The sequence below is a fragment of the Alteromonas sp. KC3 genome (genome assembly GCF_016756315.1).
Lineage (GTDB): Bacteria > Pseudomonadota > Gammaproteobacteria > Enterobacterales > Alteromonadaceae > Alteromonas.
This window is the reverse complement of record NZ_AP024235.1, coordinates 4,417,550-4,434,143: the sequence shown is the minus strand read 5'-3', so window position 1 is coordinate 4,434,143 and position 16,594 is coordinate 4,417,550. Positions and strand designations below refer to the sequence as shown.

The following is a 16,594-nucleotide window of genomic DNA, read 5'->3' as shown; positions in this document are numbered from 1 at the left end:
TCTCGGGCTACTAACGAATAACGTGAGTAGCACACAGTTTGTTGCCCGCAGGATCACGCAGGTACGCAAGATACAGTTGTCGCTTGTCATTGCCACGTATGCCCGGTGGATCTTCACATGCTATACCACCGTTTTCGCAACCGACTTTATGCCATTCATCAACGATATCTGGTGTGCGTGCCGCCAGCCCAAGTGTTGTACCATTGCCATGCGTTGCCGCTTCGCCATTAATCGGCTTGGTTAACGCTAAAATTCCTTTGGGTGTGTAGTAAAAAACCCGTCCGTACTCGTCAAAAACGCCTTCGTCGTAACCCAAAATACCTAATATGGCGTCATAAAATCGCTTCGATGCGTCTAAGTCGTTGGCTCCAATCATTACATGGCTAAACATGATAGTGTCCTTTTAGTTGTTAAGGAGGACCTCGATTTGTCTTTAGTCTTGCGCGAGCGCAAATGCCACTGCGGCTTGTGCATGAATAGCAGTGGTGTCAAAAAGACGAACTGAGGTGTGCTCTTGTTGTACTAATAACGCAATTTCTGTGCACCCCAAAATAACGCCTTGGGCACCTTGTTCACACAGTGCATTAATGATCTCAATATACGCCTTACGCGACTCAACACAAATCACGCCCTTGCATAATTGTTCATAAATAACGCTGTGTATAATACGTCGTTGCGCCTGATCGGGAATGACGACATCAATATCAAACTTTTCTTTCAATCGACCAGAGTAAAAGGTTTGCTCCATGGTAAATTGCGTGCCGAGTAACCCTACTTTCGAAATGCCTTGTTGCTGCAAAGCCGTCCCTGTGGCGTCGGCTATATGCAAAAGTGGAACAGTGACAGCACCTTCAACAGCATCAGCTACTTTGTGCATGGTGTTAGTACAAATGAGGATAGCCTCGGCACCAGCACTAGCGAGACAAACAGCTTCTTCACTGAGCATATTGGCCATTTCATCCCATTGGCCTTCATGTTGAAGCCGTTCAATCAGCGCGAAATCTACGCTGCTAAGGAGGAGCTTGGCACTATGCAAACCGCCGAGGCTAGCATTGACGCCACGATTTATTGCTTGGTAGTAACTTACCGTAGATTCCCAGCTCATACCGCCTATTAGACCAAGCTTCTTCATAACCAGCATCTCCCTTTAAAGTAGTATCCAAGGTTCTACTGTGCAGCGGAATAAGTGGGTTTACAAGTATGTTGTGGTTTACAAGTATGCAGTATCTAAAGCGAGCGCTTTGAACATTAAAATTTAGGTGGCGGCTTTTTATTTTTTATAAACGAAAAACGTTGAATGAAAATACCGATATAGCCAAGCATGGCATATCCGAAGCCTACAAAAAGGATAGTAAGCGACGCGTAATGGAAAAACGCGGAAAAGTGGCCAATAGCGAAAAGCGACACCGCGCCGACAACGAAAATGGATAATCCAACTTTAAAGCGTTGCCAGCATTGGTGTATATCGTTAAAGAGAAATAGCATAAACGCTACCGCTACTGGGCGAGCGAACTCGCCTAGTAGTAAGAGTGCTCGCCAGCTTGGTGTTCTGTTGCGTCACGTACACCGTTTAATTCGCCTGCGAACTGTTCAAGCATTTGCTTTTCAATGCCTTCTTTAAGCGTTACGTCTACCATCGAGCAACCATTACAGCCGCCGCCGAATTGAAGAATGGCGTAGCCATCGTCAGTCAGCTCAGTAAGTACTACGTTGCCACCGTGACTCGCCAACTGAGGATTAATTTCAGACTCGATCATGTAGTTGATGCGCTCAGCAAGTGGGGCATCGTCGGCCACCTTGCGTGCTTTGGCATTAGGTGCTTTTAGCGTAAGCTGAGAGCCCATTTGGTCAGTGACATAATCGATTTCTGCTTCGTCGAGGTAAGGTGCACTCTCTTCGTCGACCACTGCATCAAACCCATTGAACGGTAATCGCGTATCAGTAGGTTCAACTGCGTCAGGTGGACAATAGGACACGCCACACTCTGCCGACGATGTGCCTGGGTTTACGACGAATACACGAATATTCGTGCCAGACTCTTGTTTACTCAGCAGTTTTACGAAGTGAGCCTGGGCTTCTTCTGATATAGTAATCATCAGCAAGTCCTACATATTTGAAAATTTGGATTAGTGTATCAAATTTACCTGAGTAAAACAGTCAGGTATTAATTAAATAAATTATTTCAGTAAATCGAATTTGTTGAAAGCATTACTTCTGTAACGGCATTTCAGCTATAACAACAAGACGGGAAACGCGATGCTAGTAAATCTGTACAAATGCGCCCAAAAGAGCCGCCTTGCGTTGGCAACAACGCTCGCTTTTAGCGCCCTGACCTTAGGTGCCTTCAATAGTAACAATGCGTATGCTACGCCAATTACTGTTACCCCCGATGTGGGAGGGAAACCCGTACAGGCCTACTTACCCGACTCTGTTACCTACAATCCAGCTATTCCTACCCCTGAGTCAGTACTAGGCGCCAACATTGGTGAATGGCATGTGCGTCACGATCAACTTGTAGATTACATGCAGCGTTTAGCTGAAACGTCAGACCGCATTACCATCGAAGAGACTGGCCGAACCCACGAAAATCGTCCTTTGGTGCTACTTACCATTACAGCGCCCAAAAACCGCAATAACCTAGACGCAATGCGCCAAGCGCATATCGAAGCGATGGAAAGCGGCAAATCAGTCAGTGACAATGCGCCGCTAGTCTTTTACATGGGTTACAGCATTCACGGTAATGAGCCGTCAGGTTCTAATGCGTCTCTTGCACTTGCCTACTATCTTGCTGCTGCACAGGGCGACGAAATAGACGCCTTGTTGAACAACAATATTGTGCTCTTTGATCCTTCTTTCAACCCCGACGGACTTTCTCGATTTGCACAATGGGCAAATATGCATAAGGGCAAGCAGCTAGTCGCGGATTCTCGTCACAGAGAACACGATGAGGGGTGGCCATCAGGCCGTACTAATCATTATTGGTTTGATTTAAACCGAGATTGGTTGCTATTAGCACACCCTGAATCACAAGCGCGTATAAAGCAGTTTCACAAATGGCGTCCACATGTGCTTACCGACTTTCACGAAATGGGCACAGACAGCACATACTTTTTCCAGCCTGGTGTGCGCTCGCGTAAAAACCCGATGACACCTGATGAAAATGTAACGCTCACTGAAGCCCTTGCGCAGTATCATGCTGCTGCTTTTGATGCACAGGGTAAGTTGTACTTTACCGAAGAAGCCTTCGATGATTTTTACGCCGGTAAAGGTTCAACCTATCCAGACCTACACGGTAGTATTGGTATTTTGTTTGAACAAGCCAGTTCACGCGGACATTTACAGTCGTCGATAAACGGCGAGCTATCTTTTAAAGATACAATTGCAAACCAAATCACCACGTCACTAAGTACGTTTAAAGGTGCATTAGCGAATAAAGCAGCAATTTTAGATTATCAGTCAAACTTTGTTGAAAGTACCAAAGCACAAGCGGCTAAAGACGAAACGGTTGGTTACGTAGTTGGCACCAACACTGACTTAGGGCGGCTCAACGCTTTCGTTGCACTACTTGAGCAGCACAATATTCGCTACGACGTAGTGAATAAGGCAAGCAAAGTAGGAGACACTACCTACGGTGCAGGCCACGCCGTGTATATCCCAACAAATCAACCACAATATCGCCTTGTGAAATCGATTTTTTCAACGCAAACCTCATTTGAAAACAATACATTTTATGACGTATCGACGTGGAATTTAGCGCTGGCCTTTAACCTTGACTATTCACCGTTAGATAAAGGCGATGCCAGAGACGTTAAACGTGCAGATGGGGCATTACTGAGTACTAACGCCCTCAACCCCATTCAGAAAAATGCCTATGCGTACGGTTTTTCTTGGCAGCACTACTATGCCCCCGCCATGCTACAAACTTTATTAGAAGCGGGCGTAAAGGTAAGAAGTACAGAGAAGTCTTTTTCAGCAATACAGTATGACAATAGCACCACAACATTGCCTGCTGGCAGTATTGTGATCCCTAAAGGGCTCAATCAGCCTGTCGATTTAGCACAAATTATCGAACGGGCGCAGTCCCAGCTACATGTGCCTGTTCACAGCTTTAAGAGTGGCCTTACGCCAATGGGGAATGACTTGGGTAGTAGAAGTATGGCACCCGTTACCCCTCCTCAAGTGCTTATCGTAGGCGGTGAAGGCACCAGCGAATATGAAGTGGGTGAAATGTGGCACTACTTTGATACCAAGGTAGGGCTAGCAGGTAGCATTGTTGAGCAGCGACATGTGGGGCGTGCTCTCGCTGACGATTCGATCAGTTACACACACATTATTTTTCCCAGTGGTCGATATACGTTCTCAGATAGCGAGAAAACGCAGCTAGAACAGTGGATAAAAGCGGGCGGTGTTGTTATTGGGCAAAAGTCAGCGATTCGCTTATTCGCTGAAAACAATTGGTTAGATGTAGAACTCATCAGTCGCGATACCATTGATAACGCCTTTGACGAAAGTAACTTAACCTATGGCGATGGCGCTTCTCTCTATGCAAGAAAGCTGGTGGCCGGTGCGGTCTTTGAAGCCAATATCGACGTATCTCACCCTTTATTCTATGGGTATGACGATGACACCCTGCCGCTTTTTAAAACCAGCAATATGATTGTGAAAGGTGATAAGTCTCCGTTTACAACCCCTGCGCGTTATACTGATGAGCCGTTGATGGCTGGGTTTAGTGACAACGCGATGGTGGCGTTAATCGCACAGACTACAGCGGTAACAACCAATAAAATGGGTCGTGGCGTGGTCATTGGCTTTACCGACAATACCCAGTTCAGGGGCTATTGGTACGGTACCAATAAGATGTTGGCAAATGCCATCTATCAATCACACTTTATCCGCTAACCACTTGTAGTTTTGCATCTTATGCTTGCCGTTTACCAAAGGTTGCGGCAAGCACAAGGGCATAAACGCACATCTTACTCTAGTTTCAATAACACACTTTTGGGCGGCGGTGTAAAGGTTAAGGCCCATACTTGCACATGTATTGCGGGGTAACGGTCTTTTAGTAGCTTAGCCAATGTATTAACAGTTACACCGGTGGTGATCACATCATCTACAATGGCGACAGTGAACGGCACTTTGTCATTGCATTGCTGTATGGGATACCACTTATCAATAGCACGCTGCGTGAGCCGATATGTTTGCCGCGCGTTGTCAGCGCGCTTTGCCTTGGACAAGTGATGCTGCACACTTCTTCCATGGCGCTTAGCCCAGTGATTATCAAAGGGAATGCTCAGAGCATTGCTTAAATAGTGACATATCACCGCTGCTTGATTGTAGTGCCTATGCGCTAAACGCCATGCACTAATGGGGACAGGCAGTAGCAAATTGGGCACAGCCAAAGTGCAGTGTCGCTTCTTATGGACAAACCAGTTGCTTAGTACTTTGCCTGCAGTCAGAGAATGGGTAAACTTAAACTGGTGAACCAGTGATGACATGGGCCACGTGTGTAATCCTAATACACTCAATACCTTATAATGACTGTGCTTAACGTGGCGACCAACAGGGCCGTACCTAAGTAAGTCATCTCCGTGTATCTGTGTATCGAAAAAAAACATGTCATCGTCACACCAGTGACATACTGGCGTGGGACTTGCCTGATAACATAGCAAGCATGAAAGGTTCATTGTGTTGATTCCATCAACTTCCTTAACTTGTCGACCGTCGGTCTAATTTCATCATGACGCGTTTTTGCGTAAAACGCGTGTTTGCCAAAGGAGGTGTAAATGGAAAGTTTGCATACAAACGGCGCGCTTGTCACCCGTACAGAGGGTACAGGTATCGATGTAGTATTTCTTCACGGTTGGGGGATGAACAGCGGTGCGTTCACCTCTTTTATTCCTTATCTAAGCGACAATTTTCGCGTTACCACAATCGACCTTCCCGGCTTTGGGGAGAATGCCAGTGTGGTACCCTCACCTTATAATGTTGACTCGTTAGCGCGCGCGATTGTCGAGGTATTACCTGAACAGTGCGTATTAGTCGGGTGGTCACTCGGGGGGTTAGTGGCCCAAAAAGTAGCATTGATGGTACCCGAGAAGCTCACTGGGTTGGTGACTATTGCGTCTACTCCACGCTTTATAGCTGGTCCTGGTTGGCCGGGCATTGCAGCTGACTTGTTGAAAATGTTCGAAACGCAATTGGAGAAGAACTTTCAAAAGACCCTCGAGCGTTTCTTAGCTATACAGGCGATGGGCAGCGATACAGCAAAGCACGATATAAAGACAATTCGACAGCAAGTGACGCAATATCCAGACCCTGCAGAAGAAGCTCTGAAAAAAGGGCTCAGGATATTGTCTACAGAAGATATGCGACAGGATGTCGGACGTATTGCTATACCAACGTTACGGCTCTACGGTAGGCTTGATAGCTTAGTCCCTACCAGTGGCATTGACCAAATCTGTGAATTGCACCCACAGTCTGACGCTGTCGTACTGCCTCACGCGTCTCATGCGCCCTTTATCTCCCATCCGCAGCAAACCGCTGACATTCTGTTTCGTTTTGCAGCCAATATTTATCAGCAGAAGGCGTCTTAGTTCATGCGCTAAACCGTTACTGTACCTGCATAGAGAGTAAAAAAGCCTTGTATGACATGTGTTTAATATTGTCGCTAGCTTCAAGGCTTCCTATTTCCTCAAAATTGGTTAATAATTAGGCATGAGAGGACAGAGGTAGTGTATGACTAGCGTTAGTGGCGCCAATCTAAATTCTGCTTTTTTAGCAGGGCAATACGGTTTGCAAAATGCCAGTGATGGTATTACGCAGGCTGCGTCGAATATTGCCCAACGCACTGTGGAAAGTAATGCCTCTTCTACCGATGCACAAGCAAATGCATCGTCGAATGTTTCAAATGGCAACCTAACAAATGATCTTATTGCGCTTAACGTCAATAGCACCAACGCGCAAGCGTCTGCACGCGTGCTCGACGTAGCAAATGAGACGGTGGGTACCATTATCGACATCTTGGCTTAGGGGATATAACGGTGAATATCGTAACCCCAATTCTCAACGCCATTGCCTACCCTACCGCGAATATCAATACTGAGTCTGCCCGTCGTGATAACGTGCAGCGCGAAACTATTCCACAAACCAGTGATGCCGAACAAGGGGCGTCGCAAAAAGGTTTAGGTTCGGAAGCTGATAAGGCAAAAAGCCCTGGTCAGCCGCCTGCCCCGGTTACATACGAACGTCCGCAAGTTCAAACTGAGCTACAAGCGGCGTTCCAAAATGTCTTTGGCCAAGATAAAGACAATGCGCAAGATGAAAGTGCAGGCAAGCAAGATGCACAAAGCGAGCAGCAGGCTCGTCAGCGGGAACAACAGCAAGAGCAGCAAGACACCCAAGAGATCGAGCAGCTCAAAGCGCGTGACCAAGAAGTACGTACCCACGAGCAAGCCCATGCTGCGACGGGAGGCCAATATGCAGGCTCTCCTCAATATGAGTACACTACAGGCCCTGATAACAAGCGCTATGTCACCGACGGCGAAGTTTCAATTGATATTTCTGAAGCACAAAGCCCAGAACAAACACTGCGAAAAATGCAACAGGTGCGCGCAGCGGCATTAGCGCCAGCTCAGCCATCATCTCAAGATTTAAAAGTGGCAGCTGAGGCCGCACAAAAAGCATTTGAAGCAAGAAGCGACATAGCTGAAGAAAATCGCGAAGCGCGAGAAAGTGAAAGTAGTGATGGTGTAAGTGCAAGTGAGCCAACGATACCTTCTATCGATGATATCACTGATACCGCAGGCGTCGAGCGGCCCACACGTAGTCTAGATGATGCTGTCTTAAAAACAGAGCAAGGCAACAGTAGTGAGGATGCATCACAAGGCGCATCAAGCGAAGTAGGTACTCGCTCACTTAACTTTGGTAATGCCAGTGATCTGAACGGTGACGATGCGATACAGGCGCGCATAGGCCGCATACAGAACGTTTATACACAAGCCTACACCCCTGCGCGCGAAGGGCTATCGCTTCAAGCGTAATCAATTTTTTGCTACTCACGCCTAGCAGCATTGGTAATGCGCTACCTCTTGATGAGGGTAGCGCATACTCAGAGTCACAAATTACTTTTTCGCTTTTGCAAAGGCATCGGCAAACGCATTGCCCATGGCACTGTTTTGCACTTGGTTACTTCGACTCTGCCCGCTCCTTTGTTGCCCTGATTGCTTGCCTTGCCCCTTGTTTGGTCCTTTATTTGAGCCTTTACCCGCACGCGGCCCTTTATCTGCTGAGCCACCAGCTTGATTTGGCGTATCGTCAAGGCGCATGGTAAATGAAATACGTTTGCGTGGTACATCTACCTCTAGCACTTTAACTTTGACAATGTCACCCGCTTTTACCACTTCACGGGGGTCAGAGATAAACTTGTTCGTTAGCGCCGATATATGCACCAGCCCATCTTGATGCACGCCTACATCGACAAAGGCACCAAAATTGGCAACGTTACTTACAACGCCTTCCAAAATCATGCCTGGCTTAAGGTCATTGATGGTTTCAACACCCTCTTTAAATGCCGCGGTTTTAAATTCTGGGCGAGGATCGCGTCCTGGTTTATCAAGTTCTTTCAAGATGTCTTTTACGGTAGGTAGACCAAACGCCTCACTGGTGAAGGTGTCGGGCGACAAACTTTTCAGTAACTCCGTATTGCCAATGATGTCGTTGACTGCCACAGCAGTGGTGTCCACTATCTTGTCTACAACGGGATAAGCTTCTGGGTGCACCGCAGAAGCGTCTAGCGGGTTTGTCCCGTTAACAATCCGCAAGAAGCCGGCAGCTTGTTCAAACGCTTTTGGACCTAAACGTTCAACGTTTAGTAAGGCTTTTCTGTCAGGGAAAGCCCCATTAGTATCTCTGAAGTTTACAATGTTGTGCGCGAGGGTTTTGTTCAAGCCAGACACATAGCTTAGTAGCGCCGGTGATGCCGTATTTAGGTCGACCCCTACAGCGTTTACGCAGTCTTCAATTACACGGTCTAGCGACTTACCTAACTGACTTTGGCTTACGTCGTGCTGATATTGGCCAACACCAATAGCTTTTGGCTCAATTTTTACCAGCTCTGCAAGTGGATCCTGTAAACGGCGAGCAATAGATACAGCACCACGTAGCGACACATCAAGTTCTGGCAATTCTTTGGAAGCCAATTCTGAAGCCGAATATACCGATGCCCCTGCTTCACTCACCATAATTTTCTGAGCACTCAAATCACTGTTGTTCTTCAACATTTCAGCAACGAGCTTATCCGTTTCGCGAGAGCCTGTACCATTCCCTATACTGATAAGGTCAACCTTGTACTGTTTGCACAAAGTCGTGAGCGTACGAATCGATTTGTCCCACTGGTTTTGTGGTGCATGAGGGAAAATTGTGTTGGTCGCTACAACTTTGCCTGTTTGGTCTACCACGGCGACTTTTACACCCGTGCGCAAGCCCGGATCGAGGCCCATGGTAGTCTTCGCGCCAGCGGGCGCGGCCATAAGTAGGTCATTCAAGTTCTTAGCAAAGACCTCAATGGCCTCTTCTTCAGCGCGTTCACGCAAGGTACTAAAGAGTTCAGTCTCCATGTGAAGACCAATTTTGATTTTCCACGTCCACTGCACAACTTGAGCAAGAAAGTCATCTGCACTGCGACCGCGATGCATAATGTCGTAGTGGCTCGCGATAATGTGCTCACAATGTGATGGACCGTTTTCTTCATTTTGCGGATCTGCATCTAACTGAATGTGAAGCATGCCTTCATTGCGCCCTCTAAACATCGCTAGGGCGCGATGTGATGGCACTGTTTTGTACTTTTCGCTGTGCTCGAAGTAGTCTTTGTATTTTACGGCTTCTTTTTCTTTGCCCGGTGCAACAGTGCTTTTGAGGTGGGCATTTTCCACCAAGTAGTGACGAATTTTACCAAGTAGGGCGGCATCTTCAGCAAAACGTTCCATAAGGATATAGCGCGCACCTTCAAGTGCCGCTTTGGTATCAGCAACACCCTTTTCGGCATCGACATACGACTGTGCGGTAGCGTCGATATCGGTATTAGGGTCGTTGAACAAGGTATCGGCAAGACCTTCAAGGCCAGCTTCGATGGCGATCTGCCCTTTTGTGCGTCGACGTGGCTTATAGGGTAAGTACAAGTCTTCTAACGTGGTCTTACTCTCTGCGCCAACAATACTTGCTTTTAGCGTATCGCTGAGTTTGCCCTGCTCTTCAATCGACTTAAGAATAACATCGCGACGCTCCTCCAGCTCACGCAAATAAGTGAGGCGCTGTTCTAGGTTACGCAGTTGGGTATCGTCGAGCCCCTGTGTGACTTCTTTACGATAACGTGCAATAAAAGGAACGGTTGCTCCTTCATCAAGAAGTTTAACGGCAGCAGTAACTTGCGAAGGTTGAACGGCAAGTTCTTCGGCAATTTTATTGATAATCATAAGTCGCTCTAAAGTGCAAAAATTCGCGATAGGAAAGTGCGAATTAACGATGTGTTAACTGCCCGTGGCACACAGCGTTACGAGTGAAAAATTGAGCGGTGAGTATAGCACCGCGGTTTAGTATAAGTCGTCTGATCATTATTGCTTTGAAAGGCGCGTAGCCAAAGAGATTGTCATATCTACGTTACACAAGGTGGCTTATAGCTTGTCGGTAGGGTCATACCAAATTCGGTTGATCCACCATTCTTTGGTTCCGGTTTCAGTTTTAACCGTAAATTCATCATCTTCTTCTTTTCCAACCAACGCGCGCGCCATGGGCGAATCGATAGAGATATAGTCTTTGCGGCCGAATATTTCATCGTAACCAACAAGACGCAGTTCCATCACTTTGCCGCTCTCGTTTTCAATCTCTACCCATGCGCCGAAAAAGACTTTGCCTTCTTGCTGTGAGTCGTAATCTACAACCTTCAGGTTCTCTAGACATTTACGCAAATAGCGCACACGGCGGTCTATTTCGCGTAGCTTCTTCTTGTTGTATTGGTAGTCGGCATTTTCACTGCGATCTCCTAGGCTAGCTGCCCACGTTACTTTGCGTGTTATCTCTGGCCGTTCCTCTCGCCATAGAAAGTCGAGTTCTTGCTTAAGTTTTAAGTAACCTTTGCGGGTAATAAGTGGCGTTTTCACAATGTTCTAAAAGCAATATTTTTCTATACCTCTTACTTTATGAGGGTATTGCGCAAAAACGCAATCTTTAGTGCGTTTAAAAATGAGTTAATACAGAGAGTTTGAATATTTATTGAACATAATCTAAAAGTGTAGTGTCGTAGTATAAATAATATACAAGTCACTAGGGGAAACTAATGCGTAACAACTTACCTTTGATTAACCGAAGGCGATCGGATCAAGATCCCTTGCAAACCAGCGGTACTATCATAGGTTTTATGCTTTTTTTAAGCGGTGCGCTGTTCTTGTTGTACGCCTTACTCGATATTGTTGTTCGTCTCAAAAGCATCGAAACCGTGCTGTATCTTATCGCCGGTTGCACAATGTATAAAATAGGGCACTCGTTGCTTAATTACTTTGCTACCTTAAAAGTCCCAACTGAAAGAAGGCGTGCACCCCAGCGATAACGGGCGTTAAAACTTAAGGTTCTAAGCGTACGGCTTTAAGGCTAAATCGTTACAAGAAAGTGGCGCTCGCGAAGTGCAAAATTGCCGTTTTCAACTATGCTTAAAGAGTGATTCGAGGCACCAAGCATATTGAATAACCCACTTTACTATTTGGGTACGCGCGTGGTGAAAACCCACTAGCTCGTAGGGAAAAGGTAGGCAAGGATTACGCTGACTCACTAAACAAAAAAGCCGACGCATTGTGTGTCGGCTTTCTCTTTTATATCCCCGCAAATAGAGGACGTTCGCTCAGTGATTACTCAGCAGCTTCGTCTGCTTCTGGCTTAACCACTTCAAGCAACTCTACATCAAAAACAAGTGTAGAGTTTGGTGTGATTGCACCTGTTGAGCGTTGACCATAGGCCAATTCTGATGGAATGTGGAAGCGATATTTCGCGCCTTCTTTCATCAGCTGCACGCCTTCAGTCCAGCCTGCAATAACGCGGTTAAGTGGGAACTCAGCAGGCTCACCACGCTTGTAAGAAGAGTCAAACTCAGTACCGTCTAGCAAGGTGCCGCGGTAGTGGACTTTTACCACATCTGTTGCTGCTGGGCTGGCACCTTCACCTTCGGTCAGTACTTCGTACTGAAGTCCAGAGTCAGTGGTTACAACACCTTCGCGTTTACCGTTTTCTTCTAGGTAGGCTAAGCCTGCCTCAATGTTTTTCTCAGCAGCTTGGGCAGCCATTTCTTGTTGTTTAGCACGCAGTACTTCTTCACCTTGTTGAGCAATTTGTTGAATCTGCTCTGGAGTGAATTTAAGTGTATCTGCAAGGCCATCATTGAACCCTTGCTTTAAGGCTTCTTGGTCTAGTTCAAGGCCAAGCGTAGCTTGTTGTTCAGCGCGATTGCTAACAAATAAACCCATGCTTGCGCCCATGGCATAAGCCTGCTTTTGTGAATCTGTCATTTCTTCTGCAGAGACAGAAGTTGTTTTTGCACTATCAGCGTTAGAAGCGGCCTCATCTGTGGTGTTTGGCTGGCAAGCGAAAAGGCCTAGCGCAGCGATAGTAGATAAGGCAACGAGCGACTTCTGCATAAAAACGTCTCCATTAATTTTTATCATCATGCGTCTATGTCTATACTGCTGCATCCAAGGCAGTGTGCACGATAGTTTAAAGATGCGTGATCCATGCTATGTTAAACCTAGCGTTTACAAAGCGAAACCCATTTGATTATGTTTAAGGCCCAAATGTTCCTCAGAATAGTGTTACTCGTCGTACTTATTGGCGTATCCATAGGGTGTTCTGTTCCTGATACTACGCCAATACAACAGTGGCGTCATGTAGAAGAAGGCGCATATGCCGCAGATATCTCTACAGATGGCACCATTTCGGTGTTATCTGGCGTTGATAATGGCATTAATGTATGGCGCATTGGTGAAGATGAGCCTTTGTATCACTGGGGACACCAAGGTGAGGGTAACAACTTAGTCATGTCGGTGCATATTAGTGCTGACAAGCGCTATATCGTTACTGCTGACCGCGAAGCGTTTGCTCTGTGGAGTATGGAAACTGGGGAACCTGAAGGGTTTTGGCGCATCGATGAGTCATCAATTCGCGACGTAGCAGTAGCGAATAATGGCGATGGTATACTTGTCGCGCGCTCTAGTGGAAAGGTCATGTATTTTGAGCCTCGCACATCGAGGCGTTTAGAATTTCTTGGCCATCAGGAAAAGGTAAATTCCATTGATATTTCACCTAATGGTAAATATGCCCTTACTGGTGGCAATGATTATATTGCTTATCTGTGGAGCACAGAAACGGGTCAAATTATTCACACGTTCACTCATCCAACACGCGTAACAAAGGTAGCACTAGACGATGAAGGTCGGTACGCCTTTACTGCTGATAGTAAAAGTAAGTCACAGATATGGAATGTACAAACTGGCCAAGCGGTGAGTGCACTTAACTTTGCGTCTCGTCAGAAAATATTTACTGATGTTGAATTCTCGAAGGATGGTAAGTATTTACTTACTGGTTCGCCTTCGCGAAAGGTTTACTTGTGGGACATTAAAACAGGTGATCAGCTGCAAGCCATTCAGGTGGCATCTCGAGAAACTATCTCTCCGCCTACCGCAGTTGTGTATGGCGTCGCCTTCATGCCAGATGGTAATATAGTATCAGCAAGTAGCAGCGGCCTAGCCGAAGTATGGCAACGAGAGAAATAGAGACAAGCATGACTGACACACGTATAGCAGCTTTACAAGAACAGCTGGATACCGCCCATAGTTATATTGAAGAACTGCAAACCAAAGTAGCCTTCCAGGAACATACTATTGATGCCCTTAATGATGCATTGTCTTCACAGCAGCAACAGTTGGATGATATTGCGTTTAAGGTGCGCCATGTTATCGACAGAGTGAAATCGATAGAGCCATCAAATATTGCTAAACAATCTGAAGAAACGCCCCCTCCCCATTACTAGAGCGTGTTGATCATTTAATTCGTTATGGGTTATCGCGCTTTGAACTAGCGATTTAGTTCACTAAAAGTGACTGCCCCATTTATAATTGAATTCTATTTATTTTTTACGAAAACACGATAAGGGCACGTTGTAATGAGTGACTTTGATATGGATGCGTTTGACAACCTTGATTTCGACGCCATTGAAGAAACTGTGACACAGAAGCAGGCAGAGAAAGACAAGCAAGAAAGTCAGCAAATTGAAGGCATGCGAGATGGTGCAAATGACTGCGGTGATAGCTGTACGATTTAGTATGCTGCCAGTTGTTGCCTTGCTAGCAACAAAAGTATTTATCTTTCGCAGGAGCTAGAGCGATAAAGCACAGTATAATCACGGGTGTATTGTGTACAACCTAGTCTGTGCTTTCTTGTTGTGACTTATCAACATCAAGTCTTTCCAACTCAATGGTTTTTTCTACATCACCATTGAAGGCCTGTACAAAAGCGTTTTTTAAAATAGCAGTGAAGGCATCCCATGTTTGCGCTTCTGGGTCAGAAATATCACCTTCAATGGGGATGCGCGTTGCAATCTGATCTTTACTTTGGTTTTCGAAAAGCTCAGTCACTAATGCTGAAATGGCTTCAATACTACCTTCAAAAAAACCATCGCCATCTTGCTGGATATCACCTTTCCAGCTAAACACTTCTACGTTGTGCAAGATGGGCTTCACATAACCTTTTACTTTGCCTTCGTTTGACGCGATTTCAGCGGCAAGTGTCATTGTGCCTGCTTCCAAGTCAAAGGGTGCGTAAGTGTCTAATAGATTCTTAAAATTGACCAAGCCCACATTATCTGCGTGTATATCAATATCGAAAGTGGGGGCATGGGTAGCCGGATTAAGTTTGGCGTCTACTGTTAATGTGCCTTGCTCTGCAGTCTGTCCAGTTGCTTTACCGGTGGCCACTCGTGTATCTGACAATCTATCGCTGTTTACAAGGTTATTAAGCTCAAGTTGAATATCATGCAGTGAAATATCAATAGCGGGGGTGGTATCAGGGTTATAAAAAGCAACTTTGCCATTGTTTATCGCTAGTTTATCAATGCGTAATGGAAATAGCTGATCGGCAATAGAGAGCCAATTTTCGTTCTTACCAGACTGACGTTTTTCGCTGGCATTACTGTCAATAAAGTTTATCTCAGGCGAATTAACCACCACGCGACCTACTGCTGCACCGTCTAATAGTTGTGTCCAAGAAAGCGTAAATTCGACATAGTCGGCTTTAAATAACGGGCGGTCTACTTCGCCATTCGCCTTGTATAGCAATACGTGTTCAAGGCTGTACGCACCTCGCCATAACATAAGGTCAACATCACCCACTCGGCCATCGTAATTGCCTGGCTGGCTCAATGTATTGTTGATATACCACGCTACCGCATAAGGTAAACTGACGCGCACAGCTCCAAGCGTGATTAGCACGGCAAGTAACATGGTAACAACGCGTGTCCTACTCATCACTGTTCGCCTTCTCGTTACGTATAAGGAACTGGGATTTAAATTGGTTCATCGTTTTAAATCCCAATGTGTTGTCCTAAAGCCTTCAAGAACTGTACCTAAAGCGAGTTTGCTCACCACACGCGCTAAGCAATGAGTGAATTGCGCAAAATTCTAGGCGTAAGATCAGGTTCATTTTTGCCTGTGTTATGCCATGCTTTACAGGTAGCAATCAGGCTACGACTTGTATCTAAGGAAAGAACAATGCAACAACTACAAATGAACGAAATTACGATGGTAAGCGGCGGTTGTGCTGAATACTGCTGGGGCGACTTCGAAATGGGGGCGCTTTTCGCCAACACATTAGGCGGTGCAGTCGCGGGCAGTTTCTCTGGCCCAATGGGCATGCTGGGCGGCGGCGTGGGTGCTGCTGTAGCATACATGTTTGACGTTATGTGGACTGACTAACATGGCTATCGTTTTTTGGGCATTTTTGGTAAGTGTTGTCGCAGGCTTATTACAGCTTTACATACTTGGTGATGTTATTGAACGTATGTCTGACAATGTCAAACTAGCTACCTATTTCGTTTCAGGAGGTGTTACGGGACTGGTGTTTGTGGCCACGAGGTGGCTGCTATTGAAGCGCTCAAAAAGCGAGACCTAATGTTTAAGAAGTGTGAACGATAACATGTTCACACTTCTTTATCGCACTTTTCACATGCCTGCAGTATGTGACTTCTACGCAGCATTTTGAAAAGATTACGTACTAGTGTGGTTTAAAAATACCGATAACGTCTTCGTTTGCACGTGTTACTGCACTGACTTTTTCGTCAGTTTGGGCTTCGTGATAACCACACGCAACACACTCTAACTTTTCCACGTTATTCTCAAAATAGAGCGAAATAGTATCTTGCTCCTGGCATTTAGGGCAGGTTGCTCCTGCAACAAAGCGACGTCTTACGCGGTTTGACATACATACACCTTTGTGGAAATTCGCACGTATTATACGTTAAACAGGCGTTACTGATCAGCTATTCCCCCAAGTTTTTGTTATTATG

The 16,594-nt window shown here is 46.0% G+C and carries 19 protein-coding genes; 10 read left to right on the top strand and 9 right to left on the bottom strand.

Features of this window, described 5'->3' with window-relative positions; all coding sequences use genetic code 11:
• Window positions 1–10: 10 nt before the first annotated feature.
• Window positions 11–391: a VOC family protein gene (locus JN178_RS19565; protein WP_202262941.1), complete on the bottom strand. Its 381-nt coding sequence runs from the start codon at window positions 389–391 to the stop codon at window positions 11–13.
• Window positions 392–433: 42 nt separating this feature from the next.
• Window positions 434–1,132 carry an aspartate/glutamate racemase family protein gene (locus JN178_RS19560; protein ID WP_202262940.1) on the bottom strand — a complete coding sequence of 233 codons (699 nt, stop codon included), beginning with the start codon at window positions 1,130–1,132 and terminating at the stop codon, window positions 434–436.
• A 161-nt stretch (window positions 1,133–1,293) separates the two neighbouring features.
• On the opposite strand from JN178_RS19560, the gene JN178_RS19555 reads away from it, so the two are divergent.
• Window positions 1,294–1,431 carry a hypothetical protein gene (locus tag JN178_RS19555; RefSeq protein ID WP_202262939.1) on the top strand — a complete coding sequence of 46 codons (138 nt, stop codon included), beginning with the start codon at window positions 1,294–1,296 and terminating at the stop codon, window positions 1,429–1,431.
• A gap of 86 nt (window positions 1,432–1,517) precedes the next feature.
• Here JN178_RS19555 and nfuA read toward each other — a convergent pair whose 3' ends face one another.
• Window positions 1,518–2,096 carry a Fe-S biogenesis protein NfuA gene (gene nfuA / locus JN178_RS19550; RefSeq protein ID WP_159625512.1) on the bottom strand — a complete coding sequence of 193 codons (579 nt, stop codon included), beginning with the start codon at window positions 2,094–2,096 and terminating at the stop codon, window positions 1,518–1,520.
• Between the two features lie 160 nt (window positions 2,097–2,256).
• Here nfuA and JN178_RS19545 point away from each other — a divergent pair, with 160 nt between their 5' ends.
• Window positions 2,257–4,899: a M14 family zinc carboxypeptidase gene (locus JN178_RS19545; protein ID WP_202262938.1), complete on the top strand. Its 2,643-nt coding sequence runs from the start codon at window positions 2,257–2,259 to the stop codon at window positions 4,897–4,899.
• 74 nt (window positions 4,900–4,973) lie between these two features.
• Here JN178_RS19545 and JN178_RS19540 read toward each other — a convergent pair whose 3' ends face one another.
• Window positions 4,974–5,684, bottom strand: a complete 711-nt coding sequence (locus JN178_RS19540) for a ComF family protein (RefSeq protein ID WP_202262937.1) — start codon at window positions 5,682–5,684, stop codon at window positions 4,974–4,976.
• A 99-nt stretch (window positions 5,685–5,783) separates the two neighbouring features.
• Between JN178_RS19540 and bioH the strand changes: the two genes are divergently transcribed.
• From bioH to JN178_RS19525, 3 genes are all read left to right on the top strand, one after another.
• A complete protein-coding gene (bioH, locus tag JN178_RS19535; protein WP_202262936.1) occupies window positions 5,784–6,593 on the top strand; it encodes a pimeloyl-ACP methyl ester esterase BioH in 810 nt (269 codons plus the stop codon).
• Between the two features lie 142 nt (window positions 6,594–6,735).
• Window positions 6,736–7,029 carry a hypothetical protein gene (locus tag JN178_RS19530; protein WP_202262935.1) on the top strand — a complete coding sequence of 98 codons (294 nt, stop codon included), beginning with the start codon at window positions 6,736–6,738 and terminating at the stop codon, window positions 7,027–7,029.
• A gap of 11 nt (window positions 7,030–7,040) precedes the next feature.
• Entirely contained in the window at window positions 7,041–8,039 is a 999-nt protein-coding gene (locus tag JN178_RS19525; protein ID WP_202262934.1) for a putative metalloprotease CJM1_0395 family protein, read from the top strand.
• An 81-nt stretch (window positions 8,040–8,120) separates the two neighbouring features.
• Here JN178_RS19525 and JN178_RS19520 read toward each other — a convergent pair whose 3' ends face one another.
• From JN178_RS19520 to fkpA, 3 genes are all read right to left on the bottom strand, one after another.
• Window positions 8,121–10,469: a Tex family protein gene (locus tag JN178_RS19520; protein WP_202262933.1), complete on the bottom strand. Its 2,349-nt coding sequence runs from the start codon at window positions 10,467–10,469 to the stop codon at window positions 8,121–8,123.
• A gap of 198 nt (window positions 10,470–10,667) precedes the next feature.
• Window positions 10,668–11,153, bottom strand: a complete 486-nt coding sequence (gene greB, locus JN178_RS19515; RefSeq protein ID WP_159625524.1) for a transcription elongation factor GreB — start codon at window positions 11,151–11,153, stop codon at window positions 10,668–10,670.
• A gap of 741 nt (window positions 11,154–11,894) precedes the next feature.
• On the bottom strand, window positions 11,895–12,677 hold the full coding sequence (fkpA, locus tag JN178_RS19510) for an FKBP-type peptidyl-prolyl cis-trans isomerase (RefSeq protein ID WP_159625526.1): 783 nt from the start codon (window positions 12,675–12,677) through the stop codon (window positions 11,895–11,897).
• Window positions 12,678–12,875: 198 nt separating this feature from the next.
• On the opposite strand from fkpA, the gene JN178_RS19505 reads away from it, so the two are divergent.
• The 3 genes from JN178_RS19505 (at window position 12,876) to JN178_RS19495 (ending at window position 14,356) form a co-directional block, all read left to right on the top strand.
• Window positions 12,876–13,808 (top strand): WD40 repeat domain-containing protein, encoded by a 933-nt coding sequence (locus JN178_RS19505; protein WP_202266145.1) that lies wholly within the window; start codon window positions 12,876–12,878, stop codon window positions 13,806–13,808.
• 8 nt (window positions 13,809–13,816) lie between these two features.
• Window positions 13,817–14,065: a SlyX family protein gene (locus tag JN178_RS19500; protein WP_159625528.1), complete on the top strand. Its 249-nt coding sequence runs from the start codon at window positions 13,817–13,819 to the stop codon at window positions 14,063–14,065.
• A 132-nt stretch (window positions 14,066–14,197) separates the two neighbouring features.
• Complete coding sequence (locus tag JN178_RS19495; protein ID WP_201283870.1) at window positions 14,198–14,356, top strand: hypothetical protein; 159 nt, start codon at window positions 14,198–14,200, stop codon at window positions 14,354–14,356.
• A 100-nt stretch (window positions 14,357–14,456) separates the two neighbouring features.
• On the opposite strand, the gene JN178_RS19490 is transcribed toward JN178_RS19495, so the two are convergent.
• Entirely contained in the window at window positions 14,457–15,557 is a 1,101-nt protein-coding gene (locus tag JN178_RS19490) for a DUF748 domain-containing protein (protein WP_202262932.1), read from the bottom strand.
• Window positions 15,558–15,800: 243 nt separating this feature from the next.
• Here JN178_RS19490 and JN178_RS19485 point away from each other — a divergent pair, with 243 nt between their 5' ends.
• Window positions 15,801–16,004, top strand: a complete 204-nt coding sequence (locus JN178_RS19485) for a hypothetical protein (protein WP_159625531.1) — start codon at window positions 15,801–15,803, stop codon at window positions 16,002–16,004.
• 1 nt (window position 16,005) lies between these two features.
• The gene (locus JN178_RS19480) at window positions 16,006–16,200 is read left to right on the top strand and encodes a hypothetical protein (RefSeq protein WP_159625533.1); all 195 of its coding nucleotides are present in this window, start codon (window positions 16,006–16,008) and stop codon (window positions 16,198–16,200) included.
• Between the two features lie 102 nt (window positions 16,201–16,302).
• On the opposite strand, the gene JN178_RS19475 is transcribed toward JN178_RS19480, so the two are convergent.
• A complete protein-coding gene (locus tag JN178_RS19475; protein WP_159625535.1) occupies window positions 16,303–16,509 on the bottom strand; it encodes a YheV family putative zinc ribbon protein in 207 nt (68 codons plus the stop codon).
• Window positions 16,510–16,594: the final 85 nt, after the last annotated feature.

Bases quoted from the DNA above. Each gene is read 5' to 3' on its own strand.
- JN178_RS19565 (WP_202262941.1), bottom strand. From the start codon at position 391: ATGTTTAGCCATGTAATGATTGGAGCCAACGACTTAGACGCATCGAAG.
- JN178_RS19560 (WP_202262940.1), bottom strand. From the start codon at position 1,132: ATGAAGAAGCTTGGTCTAATAGGCGGTATGAGCTGGGAATCTACGGTA.
- JN178_RS19540 (WP_202262937.1), bottom strand. From the start codon at position 5,684: ATGAACCTTTCATGCTTGCTATGTTATCAGGCAAGTCCCACGCCAGTA.
- JN178_RS19545 (WP_202262938.1), top strand. From the start codon at position 2,257: ATGCTAGTAAATCTGTACAAATGCGCCCAAAAGAGCCGCCTTGCGTTG.
- bioH (WP_202262936.1), top strand. From the start codon at position 5,784: ATGGAAAGTTTGCATACAAACGGCGCGCTTGTCACCCGTACAGAGGGT.
- JN178_RS19480 (WP_159625533.1), top strand. From the start codon at position 16,006: ATGGCTATCGTTTTTTGGGCATTTTTGGTAAGTGTTGTCGCAGGCTTA.
- JN178_RS19530 (WP_202262935.1), top strand. From the start codon at position 6,736: ATGACTAGCGTTAGTGGCGCCAATCTAAATTCTGCTTTTTTAGCAGGG.
- JN178_RS19485 (WP_159625531.1), top strand. From the start codon at position 15,801: ATGCAACAACTACAAATGAACGAAATTACGATGGTAAGCGGCGGTTGT.
- JN178_RS19500 (WP_159625528.1), top strand. From the start codon at position 13,817: ATGACTGACACACGTATAGCAGCTTTACAAGAACAGCTGGATACCGCC.
- fkpA (WP_159625526.1), bottom strand. From the start codon at position 12,677: ATGCAGAAGTCGCTCGTTGCCTTATCTACTATCGCTGCGCTAGGCCTT.
- nfuA (WP_159625512.1), bottom strand. From the start codon at position 2,096: ATGATTACTATATCAGAAGAAGCCCAGGCTCACTTCGTAAAACTGCTG.
- JN178_RS19475 (WP_159625535.1), bottom strand. From the start codon at position 16,509: ATGTCAAACCGCGTAAGACGTCGCTTTGTTGCAGGAGCAACCTGCCCT.
- JN178_RS19495 (WP_201283870.1), top strand. From the start codon at position 14,198: ATGAGTGACTTTGATATGGATGCGTTTGACAACCTTGATTTCGACGCC.
- JN178_RS19520 (WP_202262933.1), bottom strand. From the start codon at position 10,469: ATGATTATCAATAAAATTGCCGAAGAACTTGCCGTTCAACCTTCGCAA.
- JN178_RS19490 (WP_202262932.1), bottom strand. From the start codon at position 15,557: ATGAGTAGGACACGCGTTGTTACCATGTTACTTGCCGTGCTAATCACG.